General features: G+C 71.0%; 17 protein-coding genes. 14 read left to right on the top strand and 3 right to left on the bottom strand.

Features of this window, described 5'->3' with window-relative positions:
- Positions 1-64 precede the first annotated feature (64 nt).
- Positions 65-1,072: a YeiH family protein gene (locus WA675_RS04425; protein ID WP_336082141.1), complete on the top strand. Its 1,008-nt coding sequence runs from the start codon at positions 65-67 to the stop codon at positions 1,070-1,072.
- 123 nt (positions 1,073-1,195) lie between these two features.
- Entirely contained in the window at positions 1,196-2,491 is a 1,296-nt protein-coding gene (locus WA675_RS04420; RefSeq protein ID WP_336082140.1) for a lipase family protein, read from the top strand.
- 15 nt (positions 2,492-2,506) lie between these two features.
- Here WA675_RS04420 and WA675_RS04415 read toward each other — a convergent pair whose 3' ends face one another.
- Positions 2,507-3,538 (bottom strand): alpha-isopropylmalate synthase regulatory domain-containing protein, encoded by a 1,032-nt coding sequence (locus tag WA675_RS04415; protein WP_336082825.1) that lies wholly within the window; start codon positions 3,536-3,538, stop codon positions 2,507-2,509.
- Positions 3,539-3,797: 259 nt separating this feature from the next.
- Here WA675_RS04415 and WA675_RS04410 point away from each other — a divergent pair, with 259 nt between their 5' ends.
- From WA675_RS04410 to WA675_RS04400, 3 genes are all read left to right on the top strand, one after another.
- A complete protein-coding gene (locus WA675_RS04410; protein WP_336082139.1) occupies positions 3,798-4,469 on the top strand; it encodes a FadR/GntR family transcriptional regulator in 672 nt (223 codons plus the stop codon).
- Positions 4,466-5,251, top strand: a complete 786-nt coding sequence (locus WA675_RS04405) for an ABC transporter ATP-binding protein (protein WP_336082138.1) — start codon at positions 4,466-4,468, stop codon at positions 5,249-5,251. Before WA675_RS04410 ends, WA675_RS04405 begins: the two co-directional genes overlap by 4 nt.
- Positions 5,252-5,315: 64 nt before the next feature.
- Positions 5,316-5,597 carry a hypothetical protein gene (locus WA675_RS04400; RefSeq protein ID WP_336082136.1) on the top strand — a complete coding sequence of 94 codons (282 nt, stop codon included), beginning with the start codon at positions 5,316-5,318 and terminating at the stop codon, positions 5,595-5,597.
- A gap of 10 nt (positions 5,598-5,607) precedes the next feature.
- Here WA675_RS04400 and WA675_RS04395 read toward each other — a convergent pair whose 3' ends face one another.
- Entirely contained in the window at positions 5,608-6,096 is a 489-nt protein-coding gene (locus WA675_RS04395) for a hypothetical protein (protein WP_336082135.1), read from the bottom strand.
- Positions 6,097-6,219: 123 nt separating this feature from the next.
- Here WA675_RS04395 and WA675_RS04390 point away from each other — a divergent pair, with 123 nt between their 5' ends.
- Positions 6,220-6,744 carry a DinB family protein gene (locus tag WA675_RS04390; RefSeq protein WP_336082133.1) on the top strand — a complete coding sequence of 175 codons (525 nt, stop codon included), beginning with the start codon at positions 6,220-6,222 and terminating at the stop codon, positions 6,742-6,744.
- A 5-nt stretch (positions 6,745-6,749) separates the two neighbouring features.
- On the opposite strand, the gene WA675_RS04385 is transcribed toward WA675_RS04390, so the two are convergent.
- Positions 6,750-7,403: an HAD family hydrolase gene (locus WA675_RS04385; protein WP_336082131.1), complete on the bottom strand. Its 654-nt coding sequence runs from the start codon at positions 7,401-7,403 to the stop codon at positions 6,750-6,752.
- Between the two features lie 159 nt (positions 7,404-7,562).
- On the opposite strand from WA675_RS04385, the gene WA675_RS04380 reads away from it, so the two are divergent.
- From WA675_RS04380 to WA675_RS04345, 8 genes are all read left to right on the top strand, one after another.
- On the top strand, positions 7,563-8,237 hold the full coding sequence (locus tag WA675_RS04380; protein WP_336082130.1) for a PaaI family thioesterase: 675 nt from the start codon (positions 7,563-7,565) through the stop codon (positions 8,235-8,237).
- A gap of 195 nt (positions 8,238-8,432) precedes the next feature.
- The gene (locus WA675_RS04375) at positions 8,433-9,200 is read left to right on the top strand and encodes a GntR family transcriptional regulator (RefSeq protein ID WP_336082128.1); all 768 of its coding nucleotides are present in this window, start codon (positions 8,433-8,435) and stop codon (positions 9,198-9,200) included.
- Positions 9,200-9,427 carry a 4Fe-4S dicluster domain-containing protein gene (locus tag WA675_RS04370; RefSeq protein ID WP_336082127.1) on the top strand — a complete coding sequence of 76 codons (228 nt, stop codon included), beginning with the start codon at positions 9,200-9,202 and terminating at the stop codon, positions 9,425-9,427. The genes WA675_RS04375 and WA675_RS04370 overlap by 1 nt, the downstream gene beginning before the upstream one ends.
- Positions 9,428-9,447: 20 nt before the next feature.
- Positions 9,448-10,872, top strand: coding sequence for an ABC transporter substrate-binding protein (locus WA675_RS04365; protein WP_336082126.1), 1,425 nt, complete (start codon positions 9,448-9,450; stop codon positions 10,870-10,872).
- The gene (locus tag WA675_RS04360; RefSeq protein WP_336082124.1) at positions 10,869-11,828 is read left to right on the top strand and encodes an ABC transporter permease; all 960 of its coding nucleotides are present in this window, start codon (positions 10,869-10,871) and stop codon (positions 11,826-11,828) included. The genes WA675_RS04365 and WA675_RS04360 overlap by 4 nt, the downstream gene beginning before the upstream one ends.
- The gene (locus tag WA675_RS04355; protein ID WP_336082122.1) at positions 11,825-12,565 is read left to right on the top strand and encodes an ABC transporter ATP-binding protein; all 741 of its coding nucleotides are present in this window, start codon (positions 11,825-11,827) and stop codon (positions 12,563-12,565) included. Before WA675_RS04360 ends, WA675_RS04355 begins: the two co-directional genes overlap by 4 nt.
- Positions 12,562-15,285 (top strand): fumarate reductase/succinate dehydrogenase flavoprotein subunit, encoded by a 2,724-nt coding sequence (locus WA675_RS04350; protein WP_336082121.1) that lies wholly within the window; start codon positions 12,562-12,564, stop codon positions 15,283-15,285. Before WA675_RS04355 ends, WA675_RS04350 begins: the two co-directional genes overlap by 4 nt.
- 176 nt (positions 15,286-15,461) lie before the next feature.
- Complete coding sequence (locus WA675_RS04345; protein ID WP_336082119.1) at positions 15,462-16,715, top strand: serine hydrolase; 1,254 nt, start codon at positions 15,462-15,464, stop codon at positions 16,713-16,715.
- The last annotated feature ends 44 nt before the right edge of the window (positions 16,716-16,759 follow it).

Below are 16,759 nucleotides of genomic sequence, written 5' to 3'. Positions count from 1 at the left end.
TATTTATGAGCTCCTCCGAAAGCGGGCTCTACCTCGGGATCTGTCGCGCGGCGAAGGTGGAGGGGTGAATCGCGCACGGACTCTCGCCCCCGGTCTGCTCCTCGCCGCGCTGCTGGCCACCGCGGCCACGCCGGTGGGCCGGGCGCTGCCGATGGTCGGCGTCCCGGTGCTGACACTGGGCGCCGGAGCGGTGGCGGGGACCGTGCTGCGGCGGGCGCGCGGCGCAGAGAGGGTGGTCGACCCGGGGCTCGAGGTGGCGCGGCAGCGGCTGCTCGGGGTGGCGATCGTGCTGCTGGGGCTCGGGCTGCCGGTGGGTTCGGTGCTGAGCGTGGGCCGCGAGACCGCGATCGTGCTGCTGGGCACCCTGGTGGTCGGCGCGGTGGCGGCCTTCGTGGTGGGGCGGATGCTGGCGGTCGACCGGGAATCGGCGACGCTGGTCGCCGTCGGCACCACCATCTGCGGCGCGTCGGCCATCGCCGCGGCCACCGCGGTGCTGCGGCCGGATCGTCAGCGGGTGGCCTACGCGCTGGGCACCATCTTCGTCTTCAATGTCGCGGCGGTGCTGATCTATCCGCCGCTGGGGCGGGCGCTCGGCCTGTCGCAGGAGGCGTTCGGACTGTGGGCGGGGACCGCGATCAACGACACGTCCTCGGTGCTGGCGGCCGGTGTCGTCTTCGGCGCCGGGGCAGCGCATTTCGCCGTGATCGTGAAGCTGGTGCGCAGCCTCGCCATCGTCCCGCTGTGCCTGGGCCTGCACCTGGGCCGCCGCCGTCTCGCCGCCGCGACCGGCGCCCCCACCGGATCCCTGCGCCAGGTCTTCCCCCTGTTCGTCGTGCTGTTCCTCGCCGCCTCCCTCATCGCGGGCCTCGGCATCCTCCCCCCGAGCCTGACCCAGCCCCTGAGCGCGGTCAGCGGATGGCTCATCGCCGTCGTCCTGGCCGCCATCGGCACCTCGCTCAGCGTCGCCCGGCTGCGCACCGCTGGCGCCCGGCCGTTGCTGCTCGGCGGACTCCTGGGGCTGGTCCTCGGCGTCTCGAGCCTGGCCCTGATGTACGTCACCGGCTGGTGCTGACGCCGGTTCGAACCGGCGCGAAACTACTCGCCGGTTCGGACATTCCTCGCGATCCGGGCCGGTACCGTGACGGGCTCCAGGGGGATTCGCTCGCGGCGATCCCAGCTAGGGAGGGATACCCGAGTGAGTGTCGTATCAGACTGTGGTGCAACGCATCCGGTGGGCAGGCGTGGCCCGCTCCGCGCGGTGCTGATCGCGGCGTCGGCCGTGTTGTGCTGCACCGGCACGTCCGTCGCGGTCGGTCACGCGGATCCGCTGCCGACTCCGCAGCACGACCCGTTCTACGTCCCGCCGACGGGCTGGGACACCCGGGCACCGGGCACCATCCTGAATTCGCGCCCCGTCGAGGTGGCCTCGATGGGACCGCGGGCGCAGAACGCCGAGGCGTGGCAGTTGCTGTATCGCACGACCGATGCCGACGGCCGTCCCCTGGCGACGGTGACGACGGTCCTGCGCCCACGCACCGGGCAGGTCCGGGGATTGGTCTCCTATCAGCCCGCCACCGACGCCTCGGCGCCGCAGTGCGCGCCCTCGTACGTGCTCCGCCAGGGGGCACCCGACAAGTACGACTCCGCACTGGATCTCCTGCAGATCGACCACTTGCTCGCGACCGGGCACGTGATCTCCGTCCCCGACTGGGAGGGACCGAAGGGAACGCTGGTCGCCCCGAGGCAGCCGGGGTACACCGTGCTCGACGGCGTGCGCGCCGCCGAACGTTTCGCGCCGCTCGGCCTGCCCGGCACCGAGACGCCGGTCGCCGCGGTGGGCTATTCGGGCGGGTCGATCGGGACCAGCTGGGCCGCGCAGGTGCATCCGGACTACGCTCCCGAGATCCGGCTCACCGGTGTCGCCCTCGGTGGCTGGACCGCACCCCTGGGCAGCTACCTGGAGACGCTGAACTCCGGCCTGTTCTCCGGTTTCCTGCCGTCGATGCTGCCGGGCATGATGCGCGCCGACCCCCGCCTGGCGGCGATCTTCGACACCTATCTGACACCCGCCGGGCACGCCCTGATCGCGGCCGGTGACAGCAAATGCGTGACGCAGAACGTGGCACAGCACGCCTTCGTGAACATGGACGACTACCTGACGATCCCCTTCACGCAACTGATCGAGCAGGCCCGGACATTGTTCGACGACCTGGATTTCGGCCCCACCGTGCCGACCGCGCCACTGCTGGTCTACAACGCCGTGCACGACGAGATCATCGACATCGCCAAGACCGACCGGGCGGTGGCCCAGTGGTGCGCGTCCGGGGCGTGGATCACCCAGGTCCGGGACGGCCTGAGCGAACACGTCAGTCTCGCGATCAGCGCGACACCCGCGGTCACGACGTGGCTCGACAACCGTCTGGCGGGGCAGGCCCCGCCCGACGGTTGCACGACGAACACGGTGCCGTCCATGTCGCTGGGCGGTCTGTAGCCGCACCGCGAACACTCAGGCGTTGGCGGCGTTCATCACCGCCGCCAGGGACGCGGCGATCACCGAGGTGTCGCGGCCGAAGGACCACCCCGTGCGGGTGGGGGTGCGGTATTCGAGGTAGCTCGCGGCGGTGGCGGACGCGCCCGCGTCGAGGGAGTGCTGGGTCAGGCCCAGGATCTCGACGGGGTGCCCCACGGCGGCCAGGGCCGTGGTCAGGGCTTCGACGGGACCCGTGGCGTGGCTGGACTGGTGTTCGGTTCCGGCCACGGCGAGGGTGATCTCGGTGCTGTCGCCGGTGATCCGCCACTGCCGCAGCGTGATTCGGGGGTCGCGGACGGTGTAGGACTCCTCGAACAGGGTGTGCAGTTCCTTCGCGGTGATCTCGGCGCCGGTGTCGTCGGTGTGCGCCTGAACGCGCCGGGCCAGGTCGATCTGGAGGCGGCGCGGCAGCTCCAGGCCGTAGCCGGAGTGCAGCAGGTAGGCGATGCCACCCTTGCCGGACTGGGAGTTCACCCGGATCACCGCGTCGTAGGAGCGGCCAGCATTCGGCCAGGCGCCCGCCAGTTCCAGTACGTCGCGCGCCCCCGCGAGGATCAGCTCGCGCAGCTGCGCGCGGTCCTTGCCGAGGACGACCTCGCGCCAGACCGGCGCAGTGGCGGTGTAGAGGTGGATCACCACCTCGTTGGTGATGCCGCGCACCGAGTCCACGGTGCGTTCGATCAGGTCCCGGCGGGCCGGGGTGAACACCACCAGGGTGACATCCGGTGGCGCGATCTCCGTGTCGGCCAGCAGCCGGACGAAATCGAAATCGGTCCGCGAGGCCGACGGGTAGCCGACCTCGATCTCCTTGTAGCCCATGGCGACCAGCAGTTCGAAGAACCGGCGCTTGCGGGCCGGGTCCATCGGTTCGGCCAGGGCCTGATTACCGTCGCGCAGGTCGACGGGCACCCACAGCGGCGCCTCGGTGATCCGGGCGTTCGGCCAATCCCGATGTCCGGCGGGTACTTCCACGCGCCGGTGGATATCACGGTAACGATGCGAGGGCATGGCCGAGGCACGCTGACGGTTCCACGCGTGCGGGCCGGTGTTCCCGGCGGGGGTCGAGAGGGTGGGGAAGGTGGTCATGACGGTGCTCTGCTTCCTGGCCACGACGGGCCACGAGACGACGGCGACCGGCCACGACGGAGCCCCACGGCGGGGCGGCCGGTCGGTCAGGCCCCGCCGTGGCGGCCGAGGAGCAGCACGGTGTTGGTCATGATGGCTATACTTCTACCACAACTCCTCAGACAAGTAGAGAGGTATTCCGGTGCAAGCGCAGGTACGGCGTCAGCCGCTGGCCGCTCAGGCGGCCGAACTCCTGCTCGCGCGGATCCGCGCGGGCGAATGGCCGCTGGGCCATCGACTACCGGGTGAGACGCTGCTCGCGGCGCAGCTGGGGGTGGGCCGGTCCACCCTGCGCGAGGCGATCCGGGAGCTCGCGGGCAAGGGGGTGCTCGACAGCAGGCAGGGCGCGGGCGTGTTCGTCACCGCGCTGGACGTGCGCGAGGACTGGGATGTCGTGCTGCGCGGGGCCACCATCGCCGCGGTGATCGAGGCGCGCATCGCCATCGAGGCCGAGGCCGCCGCCCTGGCCGCGCAGCGGCGCACCCCGGCCGACGTGCGGGCCATCCGCCGGGCCCTGGCGGGCAGGCGCGCCGAGGGGCAGAGCGTGGCCGAGCATGTCGACGCCGATATGGCCTTCCACCGCGCGGTCATCGTCGCCGCGCACAACCCGGTGCTCACTCAGCTCTTCGACAGTTTCCTGCCGCGCCTGCGCCTGGCCATGATCGACATGCTCGCGCTGCGCCCGGTCGCCTCCGAGCAGGCCGACCACGCCGCGCACGAAGACCTCGCGCAGGCGGTCGCCGACCGGAACCCCACGGCGGCAGCCGAATTCAGCCGCACCCACCTGTCCGCCCTGAGGGAGGCCTTCGCATGACCGGCACCCCGGTGATCGAACTCGACGCGGTGACCTTCCGCCGCGACGGCAAGAAGATCATCAACGGCATCTCGCTGACCGTGCGGGCGGGTGAGCACTGGGCACTGCTCGGCCCCAACGGCGCGGGCAAGAGCACACTGCTCGGCTTCTGCGGCGCGGTCACCTTCCCCACCACCGGCGCGGTGCGGGTACTGGGCGAGCAGTTCGGCCGGGTGGAGCTCGCGCGGCTGCGCCGGTCGATCGGGCACGTGAACCCACGCCATCCCCTCCAGTACCCGCTCACCGTGCGCGAGGTGGTGCTCACGGGCATCACCGGCACCATCGATACCCCGATGCGCTGGACGCCCTCCCCGGGCGATCTCGCGCGGGCCGACGCGATCATCGACACCCTGGGCCTGTCCGGCAAGGCCGCGGATCGCTGGCCGACGCTGTCGCAGGGCGAGCGCGGCCGGGCGTTGATCGCCCGCGCGCTGATCAGCGCGCCGCGGGTGCTGCTGCTCGACGAGCCGTCCACCGGCCTGGATCTGGCCGCGCGCGAACAGCTGCTCAGCACCATCGATACCCTCGACCGCACCCATCCCGAGGTCGCCTCGATCCTGGTCACCCACCATCTCGAGGAGCTGCCGAGCAGCACCACCCACGCCCTGCTCATCGCCGGTGGGCACGCCGTCGCCGCGGGTCCGGCCCGGGACGTGATCATCACCGAGCACGTCTCCACGGCCTTCGCCCATCCCATCGAGGTGCGCTGGGACGAGGGCCGCTGGAGCGCCCGCGCCCGCTGACGTCCATGCCCGCGGCGTTAGGATCGCAGGGCATCACAATGTTCGGCTCGGACAGGAGGATGTCATGCGTCTCGTGCACCGGATCGCCGCCACCGTGGGCGTGGCCGCCGCGCTCACCCTGGCCACCGCGGGTCTCGCGACCGCCCAGGAACCCGAACCACCCCCGTCACCGCTGGTCCAGTACATCGAATCCTGGCCGCCCGCCCCCGCGGGCTGCGACCGCTACTGGGACCCGATCGAGGACGCCGTCGAGGATTCCGTCCCGGTCTGGGCCGAGGACGAGTTCGACGCCTTCGACGACTGGTGCGAGGGCGAGGAGGACATCGCGGCGCCGCTGCCCGGCTAGCGTCCCGGTTTCAGCCCAGCTCGAACCGCTCGTCGTCGAAGTCGGCGCCGAGCAGTTCGTCGGCGCGGGCCAGCGCCCGGTCGAGTTCCCCGGTGACCGAGTCCATGACCGACAGTCCGTCGAGCATGCCGGTCAGTTCGGCACGCAGCGCGTCGAGCTCGGCGAGGGCCGGGTCGACGGTGGTCCAGGCGACGGTGTCGCGCCACCAGTGGTCCCGCTGGATCCACGACCAGACGATATCGCGCACGAGCAGCGCGTCGGTGGTGAAGAGCTGCCGCCGCTCGGCCCCATCGAGGTGCTCGACCTCGTAGGTGCCGTCGTCGAGATAGCGCGCCTGGATACGCTCGCCCGCCGAGCGGGTGAGCAGCAGGAACGGGTGGTCCGGCGCCGGATCGGCGGGCCCGTCCCCCGGCGCGAACGGATCGACGGCGCGCGGCACGTCGACACCGTCACCGACGTGCACGATGACCTCGGGCCGGTCCTCCTGCTCAGCACCCATCGCGCCAGTCTGCCGGATACCGGCGGTCCGGGGCCAGGTGCAGGCGCGGACCGCCACTGGGAATTTCCGTCGCCGTATCGCGAACGGCGGAATTCGTCGACGCGGATCGGTAGCGTCACAGTGATGACGTGGACCGCACCCGAGATCCAGCCGGAGCGCACCCTCGTCGGGGTGGACGAGCGCCCGATGTTGCAGTCCTGGCTGGACTTTCATCGCCAGAGCCTGCTCAACAAGTGCGGTGGGCTCGACGGGGAGCGGCTCGCACTGCGCTCGGTGCCGCCGTCGAGCCTGTCGCTGCTGGGGCTGGTCCGGCACCTCACCGAGGTCGAGCGGGGCTGGTTCCGGGTGTCGGCGGCCGGGGAGTCCCTGGAACCGGTGTACGGCTCGCCCGAGGCACCCGACGCCGACTTCGACGACCTCGACGGGCTGCCCGCCGCGGCGGTGTTCGGCGCCTTCCACGCCGAGGTCGCCGCCTGCGACGCGGCCGTCGCCGGGCTCTCGCTCGACCACATCTTCCACGTACCGTGGCGCTCCGACGGCTACACGCTGCGCTGGGTGTACCTGCACATGATCGAGGAGTACGCCCGGCACAACGGACACGCCGATCTGCTGCGGGAGCGGATCGACGGGGTCACCGGCAGTTTCTGACCGGCTCAGGCGCCGGTGACGACCTCCGGGGTGAGCTGATCGAGGGTGTCGAGGACGGCGTCGGCCTCGACCAGCGCGTCGTGTTCCGGCGGGTATTCCGGGCGGGGTACGGCGATCAGCCGCATGCCCGCGGCGTGCGCGGACCGCAGGCCGTTGGACGAGTCCTCGACGGCGGTACAGGCACTCGGGTCGACACCGAGACGCTGGGCGATGGTGAGATACACATCCGGCGCGGGCTTGCCGCGGCCGACCTCCTCGGTCGACAGGATCGCCGAGAAATACTCCAGCAGACCGGCTTTCGCGAGCGCCAGGTCGATCAGCGAGCGCGGCGACGAGCTGGCCAGCCCGAGCTTCCACTGCCCGGCACAGCGCTGGACGGCGTCGACGGCGCCGGGCAGCAGCGGCACGTGGTGGGCGTAGCGGTCGGCCATCAGGTCGATCACCTTGGTGGAGATGTCCTCGAGCGGCATGGCCACGCCCAGGTCGTCGCTCAGGTAGGCGGCCCACTCGGTGGTGCTCATGCCCATCATCCGGTGCTGCGAATCCGGTTGCCACCGGCCACCTTTGAGTTCGACGTACTCGCGCTTGACCTGCTCCCAGACCGGCTCGGAATCGATCAGCACCCCGTCCATGTCGAACACAACCGCCGCGATACCCATGCGCTCAGCCTTTCGCCGTCTCCGTACGTACAGACCTGCTCGGTGATCGGCACCCAGCCTAATAGAGGCGGGCAGGCGGTGGTGAGCCGTGTCACGGCAACCCGCCGAACCGGGACACCGGACGCGAACATCCAGCTCGGCAGCGATAACGTGTTGCATATGGACGATACACAGGCCGCCAACGCGCTGCCGGACGCCGAGCACCACGAGGGCGGGTTCCGGCCGGTGGCCGACCTGATCCAGCAGCGCAAGGAGCGCGGGCTGGACCTCACCATCGGCGGACCGCACTACGGCGAACTGGTCGAGCAGACTCGCGACCTCATGGACCGCATCCGCCTGATCAGTCCGTCCGACGAGCTGGCCAAGGAAACCATCGCGACCCTCGAGCAGCTCAATGCCCGCCTGGAGTCGGCGGTCGTGGACGAGTGGTCCTCGCCGAGCTGGACCCGCACCGATCTGCCCTCGCGCGGCAACATCACGCTGCCGCCGTACACGGTGAACAGCGCGAATCCCGAGGGCGTCACCGTCACGCTGACCTTCCGCACCTTCCACCTGGGCGGCAACAACGCCGCGCACGGCGGGCACATCGCGCTGGCCTTCGACGACGTCCTCGGCATGACCGCGGCGGTGCACACCGAGGCCGTGACCCGCACCGCCTCGCTGACCGTCGACTACCGCTCGATCACGCCGCTGAACAAGGAACTGACCGTGCGCGGCTGGACCGAGCGGGTGGAGGGCCGCAAGGTGTACCTGCGCGCCACCCTGCACGACGGCGAGCGGCTCTGCGCCGAGGCGAACGGCCTGTTCATCATGTTGCAGCCCGGCCAGCCCTGAGACACCGCCCGCGGGCGACAATTCGATCGGCCTGATCCTAATGTCGCCCGCACCCGCCGGGGTGGCGCAATAGCCGCGCGCGACCGCATCCGCGCAGGTCGCCCACCGCGCCACCCGGCGTAGAAACATCCGCTGAATTCAGGGCGGTTCCGGGCCGGGATCCGGAACCCGAAACCGCCACTATCGTCGCTGTTCATGCAGGTCAGCGAGAAAACGGCAGCCACACCGATCCGTGGCCAGCGTGCCGATCGGGCGCGCCGGGTGGCCGATATCCTGCGCCACCAGATCCTGGCGGGCGCGGTCGAGGGCACCCTGCCCGGCGAGCAGCAGCTCGCCGCCGAGCACGGCACCTCCCGCAATACCGTGCGCGAGGCCCTGGCGCTGCTGCGCGACGAAGGGCTCATCGACCGCGCGCCCAAGGTCGGCACCCGGGTGGCGGCGCGCAAGTTCGATCACGGTCTCGACGCGCTGCTGGGCCTGCAGGAGACTCTCAAGGAGCACGGCATCGTCCGCAACGAGGTGCGGGCGGCCACCACCGTCACCGCGCCCCCGGCCGTCGCGCGCCGCCTCGAGCTGGCGCCCGGTGAGCGCGTGGTCTACATCGAGCGGTTGCGGTTCCTGGCCGATCTGCCGCTGAGCCTGGACCTGACCTATCTCGCCCCCGATGTCGGTGCCGAGGTGCTCGCGCACGATCTCGAGACCACCGATGTGTTCGTGCTGCTCGAGCAGGTCACCGGGCAGTCGCTCGGGGCCGCCGAGCTGGCCCTGGAAGCGGTGGCCGCCGACCCGCATACCGCCACCACCCTCGACACCCCGGCCGGGGCGCCGCTGCTCATGCTCGAGCGCCTCACCCACCTCGACGACGGCCGACCCGTCGATCTCGAGTACATCCGCCTGCGCGGTGACCGCATCACCATGCGCGGCAGCCTCACCCGCAGCGCCCCCGAATGGAAGGTCCTCTGATGGCTCTGGTCCCCCAGCGCGCCGACGTCCCGGTGACGGTCGACGAATCGCTGTGCATCACCGGCTGCACCCTGTGCGTGGACATGTGTCCGCTCGATTCCCTTGCCATCCACCAGGATTCGGGCAAGGCCTACATGCACGTCGACGAGTGCTGGTATTGCGGGCCGTGCGCGGCGCGCTGCCCCACCGGTGCCGTCACCGTCAACATGCCCTATCTGCTCCGCTGAACCACACCGGGAATCCACGCATGAAGCTCACTCGTCTCGTCCCCGTCGCGCTGGCCGTGGCGCTCGCCGCCGCGGGCTGCTCGCTCGACAGCGGCGACACCGCGCCCGAGGGCACCGTGAAGGTCGTCGTCGGCTATCAGTCCAAGACCATCAATACCGTCACCGCGGGCACGCTGCTGCGCGCCCAGGGCTACCTGGAACAGCGGTTGCGGCAGCTCACCGACGCGGGCGGCGCGAAGTACCAGGTGGAGTGGCAGGACTACGACACCGGCGCCCCGATCACCGCGCAGATGGTGGCGGAGAAGATCGATATCGGTTCGATGGGCGACTATCCGCTGCTGATCAACGGCTCGCGCACCCAGGCCAACGAGCGCGCCCGCACCGAGCTGGTGTCGATCACCGGTTACAACCCCAAGGGCGCGCTGAACATGGTGGTGGTGCCCAACGATTCGCCAGCCCGCTCGCTCACCGATCTGGCCGGGCAGAAGATCTCGGCCAGCGTCGGCTCCGCCGGGCACGGCACCCTGGTGCAGGCGCTGAGCCGCGCCGGGATCGACCCGGCCAAGGGTGTGGAGGTGCTCAATCAGCAGCCGCAGGTCGGGGCGACGGCGCTGGAATCGCATCAGGTGGGCGCGCTGTCGCAGTTCGTGGCCTGGCCGGGGCTGCTGGTGCAGCAGAACAAGGCCAAGCTGCTCTACGACGGCGCCGAACTGAATGTGCCGACCTTCCATGGCGTGGTGGCCCGCCGCGCCTACGCCGCCGATCATCCCGAGGTGCTCCAGGCGTTCCTGGCCGCACAGCTCGACGCGACAGCGTTCCTCAACGAGAAGCCGTTCGAGGCGGCCGGGATCGTCGCCGAGGGTTCGGGGCTGCCGCAGGAGGTGGTATACCTCTACAACGGTCCCGGCGGCACCAGCTTCGACACCACGCTCAAGCCGAGCCTGATCGCGGCCTTCAAGGACGACGTCAACTACCTGAAGTCCATCGGCGACTTCGCCGAACTCGACATCGACGGCTTCGTCCAGGACGGTCCGCTGCGCGAGGCCTACACCGGACGCGGCGATTACGACGCCGATCTGGCCTCGGGGACCAACCCGAGCAAGGTCACCGGCACCGATCCGGTGTGCGGGGTGCCGGTCACCGATCCGGCGCTGGCCGGGGAGGTGTGGGTGGACGGCGCCGACAAGCCGCAGCCCGCGGCGAATCCCGCCTGCCTGCTGCGCGCGGTGCGGGCCGCCGAGGCGCAAGGCAAGACCGTTCGCGCGGTGTATCTGCCCGACGCCGAGCTGGGCACCCGCTGGTTCGCCGACAAGGCGGTCTGGCTGCGCGACGGCGACCGCTACCTGCCGTTCACCACTCAGGCCGCCGCCGATCGCTACCGCACCGCCCACGCCGGTGCGACCCCGGTGACCTACCGCCAGGCCATGACGGAGGTCCGCGGATGAGCGCGGCATCCGGTCAGCGCAGCGCGGCAGCGACGGCTACCGATACCGTTGCCGCGCACAACCTCTCGACGTCGGGCACCGATAGCGAAGCGACGCCGGTCGGTGACGTGCGGACCGCCCAGGACGGCGGCGCGCCGCGCACTGCTGCGGACGAGCACGCGACCGCGGCCGCGCCGCACAGGTCGGTGTGGGTCTCGCGGGCCATCCGGATCACCTCGGTCGTGGTGGCCGTCGGCCTGTGGCAGGCGCTCACCGCCGGGGACGTGCGTCTCGGGTTGCGGTTCGACACGCTGCCGACGGTGACCGAGATCGTCGCCGAATTCGGCGAGCACCTGGGCAGCGGCCAGTACTACCTGGATGTGGCGCAGTCGCTGGTCCGCATCGTCACCGGGTTCGGGCTGGCGGCCGTGGTCGGTGTGCTGGCCGGAATCGGGCTGGGCCGTTCGCGGCTGCTGGCCGATGTGTTCGGTCCGCTGGCCGAGCTGATCCGCCCGATCCCGGCGATCGCGCTGGTGCCGGTGGCGATCCTGCTGTTCCCCAGCGACGAGTCCGGCATCGTGTTCATCACCTTCACCGCCTCGCTGTTCCCGGTGCTGGTGAGTACCCGGCACGCCACCCGCGCGCTACCCACCATCTGGGAGGACGCGGTCCGCACCCTGGGTGCCTCGCGGCGCGAGGTGCTCACCCGGGTCGTGGTGCCGGGCATCCTGCCCGGCGTGTTCAGCGGCCTGTCGGTGGGCATGGGTGTGGCCTGGATCTGCCTCATCTCCGCGGAGATGATCTCCGGGCGCCTGGGCATCGGCTACCGCACCTGGCAGTCCTACACCATCGTCGACTACCCCGCCGTGTTCGTCGGCATGATCACCATCGGCGTTCTCGGCTTCCTCACCTCCGGCATCGTCGAACTGGCAGGCCGCCGGGTCACCCGCTGGCTGCCGAGAGAGGTCACGTCATGACCACCACCCTCGCCCCCGCCGTGTCCACCGGGATGCGGCTGGACCTGGAATCGGTCCGGATCAGCTACGGCGCCGAGACCGTCGTGCACGATATCGATCTCGCGGTCGCGGCCGGGGAGATCCTGGTGCTGGTCGGCAAGTCCGGCTGTGGCAAGTCGACGCTGCTGCGCGCCATCGCCGGGCTGCGCCTGCCCAACGGCGGCGTGATCCGCGCCGACGACGACACCGTGACCGGGCCGTCGGCCGATCGCGCCCTGGTCTTCCAGGACGACGCGCTGCTGCCGTGGCGCACCGCGCGCGCCAATGTCGAACTGGCCCTGCGGCTTCGGGGTGTGCCCCGGGGCGAACGGGCCACCCGGTCGCGGCGCTGGCTCGACGAGGTCGGGCTCACCGGCTACGCCGACTACCTGCCGCGCGACCTGTCCGGCGGTATGCGTCAGCGCGTGCAGCTGGCGCGCAGCTTGGCCGGGGCGCCGCGCGCGGTGCTCATGGACGAGCCGTTCGGCGCGCTCGACAGCCAGACCCGCACCGAGATGCAGCGTCTGCTGGTCGACACCTGGCGCGCGCATCCCACCACCATCGTTTTCGTCACCCACGACCTCGACGAGGCCCTGCTGCTCGGCGACCGGATCGCCGTGCTCGGCGCGGGTTCGCTGCGCGCGGTCGTCGAGGTGCCCGAGCCGCGTTCCGCGGTGGACCGCAGCGCGCTGCGCGACCGGATCCTGGAGCTACTGTGAACATTCCCGAGCTGTCCGAACGCGTCCGGCTGGACTGCGATGTGCTCGTCATCGGTGGCGGCACCGCGGGCACCATGGCCGCGCTCACCGCCGCCGAATCCGGCGCGAACGTGCTGCTGCTGGAGAAGGCGCACGTGCGCCATTCCGGGGCGCTGGCCATGGGCATGGACGGGGTCAACAACGCCGTCATCCCGGGCAAGGCCGAACCGGCGGACTACGTCGCCGAGATCACCCGGGCCAACGACGGCATCGTCGACCAGCGCACCGTCTACCAGACCGCGACGCGTGGTTTCGCCATGGTGCAGCGGCTCGAACGCTACGGCGTGAAGTTCGAGAAGGACGAGTACGGCGAGTACGCGGTGCGCCGGGTGCACCGCTCGGGGTCCTATGTGCTGCCCATGCCCGAGGGCAAGGATGTGAAGAAGGCGCTGTATCGCGTGCTGCGCCAGCGGAAGATGCGCGAGCGGATCCGGATCGAGAACCGGTTGATGCCGGTGCGGGTGCTCACCGAGCACGGGCGCGCGGTGGGGGCCGCCGCGCTGAACACGCGCACCGGCGAGTTCGTCGCCGTGGGCGCGAAGGCGGTGATCCTGGCGACCGGTCCGTGCGGGCGGCTCGGCCTGCCCGCCTCGGGCTATCTGTACGGTACCTACGAGAACCCGACCAATGCCGGGGACGGGTACGCCATGGCGTATCACGCCGGTGCGGAGCTGTCCGGGATCGAGTGCTTCCAGATCAATCCGCTGATCAAGGACTACAACGGGCCCGCGTGCGCGTATGTCGCGAATCCGTTCGGCGGCTATCAGGTCAATGCCGAGGGCGAGCGGTTCGTGGACTCCGACTACTGGTCGGGGCAGATGATGGCCGAGGTGAAGCAGGAGATCGAGTCCGCGCGCGGGCCGATCTATCTGAAGGTCTCGCATCTGCCGGACGAGACGCTGTCCACGCTCGAGTCGATCCTGCACACCACCGAGCGGCCCACCCGCGGTACCTTCCACGCCAATCGCGGCCACGACTACCGCACCCACGATATCGAGATGCACATCTCCGAGATCGGTTTGTGCAGTGGGCATTCCGCGTCCGGGGTGTGGGTGGACGAGAACGCGCGCACCACCGTCCCCGGGCTCTACGCGGCGGGCGACCTGGCGTGCGTACCGCACAACTACATGATCGGCGCGTTCGTCTACGGCGATCTGGCCGGTGCGCACGCGGCCGCCACCCTCGCGGAGGTGAGCGCCCCGGCGGAGCTGCCCGAGGACCAGCTCGCCGACGCGCACGAGCTGATCTACCGGCCGCTGCGTCAGCCGGACGGGCCGCCGCAGCCGCAGGTGGAGTACAAGCTGCGCCGGTTCGTCAACGACTATGTGGCGCCGCCCAAGACCGCGGCCAAGCTGTCGATCGCGGTGGAGACCTTCGAGCGGATGCGCGGCGAGGTCGAGGGCATCGGTGCGCACACGCCGCACGAGCTGATGCGGGCGGCGGAGGTGTCGTTCATCCGCGACTGCGCGGAGATGGCGGCGCGGAGTTCGCTGACCCGCACCGAGTCGCGGTGGGGTCTGTACCACGACCGGGCCGACCTGCCCGACCGCGACGACACCGCGTGGAACTTCCACCTGAACCTGCGCAAGACCGCCGACGGGGAGATGGAGTTCGTCAAACGCTCGGTGGCGCCGTATCTGGTGCCGGTGCCGGGTCTGGACGAGGTGCCCTCCGCCGAGCCGATCGTCGAGGTGATCGCCCAGCCCGAGCTGGTCGGTACCCGCGCGCCGCAGCACGAGGCGCCGGTGCGGAGTCAGCCGGTGGCGACCACCCCGTCCTCGCCGCGCCTGGTCACCCTGCTGGCGCTGGATTCGCCCGGCGTCGAGGAGGTGTCGAGCTACCTGACCGATCCGGATCCGGTCGTGCGGGTGGCGGCACTGTCGATGCTCACCGAGAACACGCCCGAGGGCTTCGCCGACGAGCTGGTGCGCGCGCTCGGCGACGAGGCGGCATCGGTGCGGCGGGCCGCGACCGAGAGCCTGCGGGAGCTGGTGGAGGTGCTGCCGGGCGCGGGCGCGCTGGCGAGTCACCTCGGCTCCCCCGATCCGCTGGTCCGGGCGACCGTCGTCGACCTGCTGCGGGCGTTGCGTGCCGGTTCGGCCGCCGAATACCGCGCCGCGCTGGGTGACTCCGATCATCGGGTGCGGATCGAGGCGGTCCGTGCACTGGTGTCGCTCGACGACGCGAGCGCGGTGGCGTCGATCGCCGCGGATGTGAACCGGGAGGTGCGGATCGCTGTCGCCCAGGGCCTCGCGTCCATCGGCGCGGGCGGGATCGAGGTGATCCGGGTCCTCACCGGCGACCCCGATCCGCTGGTCCGCGCCGCCGCGCTGACCGCCTACGCGGCCTTGTCCCCCGGCGCCGAGGATGTGGTGGAACTGGCCGCGGCACTGCGGCATTCCGCGTGGCAGGTGCGCGTCGGAGCGGCGCGCGGGCTGGCGGGCGCCATCCCGGAGTCGGCCGTCGCACCGCTCACCGACGCCCTCGCCGACCGGCATCTCGATGTCCGCAAGGCCGCCGTGCTCGCCCTGGCGACCTGGCCGGGTGACGACGCCGCCGTGGACGCGCTCGAATCCGCCGTCACCGACCCGGACGCCGATGTGCGCGCCTACGCTCGCCGCGCCGTCGTCGCCGCCGGACGCACCCCGGCCGACCCCACCCGAGCCGAAGTCCCCGCATGAGCACCGTCGGCCGGGGATCGTGCCACACCACCACACGATCCCCGCTCCGGCGCACGGCCACCCACCGATGCACCGAGGCCGCCGCGGCGTGGCTGGGTGGGCCGTCCGGCCTGGTCAGCGGCCCGAGGTGTGTTCGTCACAGTGTCGGGGATCCGCGGCGTCGCTAGGGTGGGGCCATGAGCGCACGAACCGGGAGTGTGGTGGCGGTCGCCGAGGATCTGGAGTCGGTGACGACCGTCGGGCACGAAGACGAGCCCGCGGCGGCCGGGACTTCCCCCGAGGCTGTCGCGCGGCTGTGGGGGTCGGTGTGTGACTGGTATGCGATGGGGACCACGCCCGCGATCCAGGTGTGCGTGCGCCGCAACGACAACGTCGTGCTGAACCGGGCCATCGGACACGGGTGGGGCAACGGTCCCCGTGACGCACCGGACGCGGAGAAGGTTCTCGTCACCCCGGAGACGCCGTTCTGTGGCTTCTCTACCGCCAAGGGGGTGGCGGCGACGGTGATGTCCATGCTCGTCGAACAGGGCGTGTTCGCGCTCAACGATCCTGTGTGCGAGTACATTCCGGAGTTCGCGGCGCATCGCAAGGACCGCATCACCATCGGGCACGTGCTCTCGCATTCCGCGGGCGTTCCGTTCATGCCGCCGCGGTACCGGGCCAGCGAGGTGGTGCCCGACGAGGAGCTGGCGCTGGCCGCGCTCACCGATCTCGAGCCGAGCTGGCCGCCCGGCCGGTTCCGCGTGTACCACGCGCTGACCAGCGGATTGATCCAGCGGTTGCTGGTCCAGCGGGCCACGGGCAAGCGGATGCGCGAGCACCTCGCCGAGCAGGTCCTCGACCCGCTCGGCTTCCGCTGGAACAACTTCGGCGTCGACCCCGCCGAGATCGGCGAGGTCGTGCCGAGTGTGAAGACCGGTCCCCCGCCCTCGCGCCTGTCGCTGTTCCTGGCCCTCAAGGCGCTCGGCGGGCGGATGGACAAGGCGTCCAAGGCCGACAACGACGCCTTCCTCACCGCCGAACTCCCCTCGGGCAATCTCGTCACCACCGCCGAGGAACTGTCACGCTTCTACGAAATCCTCACGCGCGGCGGCGAACTCGACGGCGTCCGGATCCTCGAGCCCGCCACCCTGCGCGCGGCGATCGCACCGGCCGACCGTCTCCCCGGTGCGGCGGGCCGGGTCAGCCGCGCGGGTTTCGAACTGGGCGCCCGCCGATCCAAGTTCGGCCGCGACACCCGCTTCCACTTCGGCCGCAGCGGTCTGACCACCCAGTACGGCTGGGCCGACCCGGAGCGCGGACTCGCCGGTGCCGTCCTCACCAGCGGCAAGGCCAGCACCGACACGAACCGCCCGTGGCAGCTGGTCACCCGGATATCCGACAGCCTGCCCCGGCTCGACCGCACACCGGACTGGCTGCACGACCGGTGAACACGTGCCCGGCCCGGCAGGACACTCCGGCGGGTGAGCTCTAC

The organism is Nocardia sp. SSK8 (assembly GCF_037034205.1).
Lineage (GTDB): Bacteria > Actinomycetota > Actinomycetes > Mycobacteriales > Mycobacteriaceae > Nocardia.
Note: the sequence above shows the minus strand (reverse complement) of the source record. Positions and strands in the feature narration are given on the sequence as shown.

Coding starts and splice junctions, on each gene's coding strand:
- WA675_RS04415 (WP_336082825.1), bottom strand. CDS start 3,538: ATGCCCTCGCATCGTTACCGTGATATCCACCGGCGCGTGGAAGTACCC.
- WA675_RS04405 (WP_336082138.1), top strand. CDS start 4,466: ATGACCGGCACCCCGGTGATCGAACTCGACGCGGTGACCTTCCGCCGC.
- WA675_RS04400 (WP_336082136.1), top strand. CDS start 5,316: ATGCGTCTCGTGCACCGGATCGCCGCCACCGTGGGCGTGGCCGCCGCG.
- WA675_RS04395 (WP_336082135.1), bottom strand. CDS start 6,096: ATGGGTGCTGAGCAGGAGGACCGGCCCGAGGTCATCGTGCACGTCGGT.
- WA675_RS04390 (WP_336082133.1), top strand. CDS start 6,220: ATGACGTGGACCGCACCCGAGATCCAGCCGGAGCGCACCCTCGTCGGG.
- WA675_RS04385 (WP_336082131.1), bottom strand. CDS start 7,403: ATGGGTATCGCGGCGGTTGTGTTCGACATGGACGGGGTGCTGATCGAT.
- WA675_RS04380 (WP_336082130.1), top strand. CDS start 7,563: ATGGACGATACACAGGCCGCCAACGCGCTGCCGGACGCCGAGCACCAC.
- WA675_RS04375 (WP_336082128.1), top strand. CDS start 8,433: ATGCAGGTCAGCGAGAAAACGGCAGCCACACCGATCCGTGGCCAGCGT.
- WA675_RS04370 (WP_336082127.1), top strand. CDS start 9,200: ATGGCTCTGGTCCCCCAGCGCGCCGACGTCCCGGTGACGGTCGACGAA.
- WA675_RS04365 (WP_336082126.1), top strand. CDS start 9,448: ATGAAGCTCACTCGTCTCGTCCCCGTCGCGCTGGCCGTGGCGCTCGCC.
- WA675_RS04360 (WP_336082124.1), top strand. CDS start 10,869: ATGAGCGCGGCATCCGGTCAGCGCAGCGCGGCAGCGACGGCTACCGAT.
- WA675_RS04355 (WP_336082122.1), top strand. CDS start 11,825: ATGACCACCACCCTCGCCCCCGCCGTGTCCACCGGGATGCGGCTGGAC.
- WA675_RS04345 (WP_336082119.1), top strand. CDS start 15,462: ATGAGCGCACGAACCGGGAGTGTGGTGGCGGTCGCCGAGGATCTGGAG.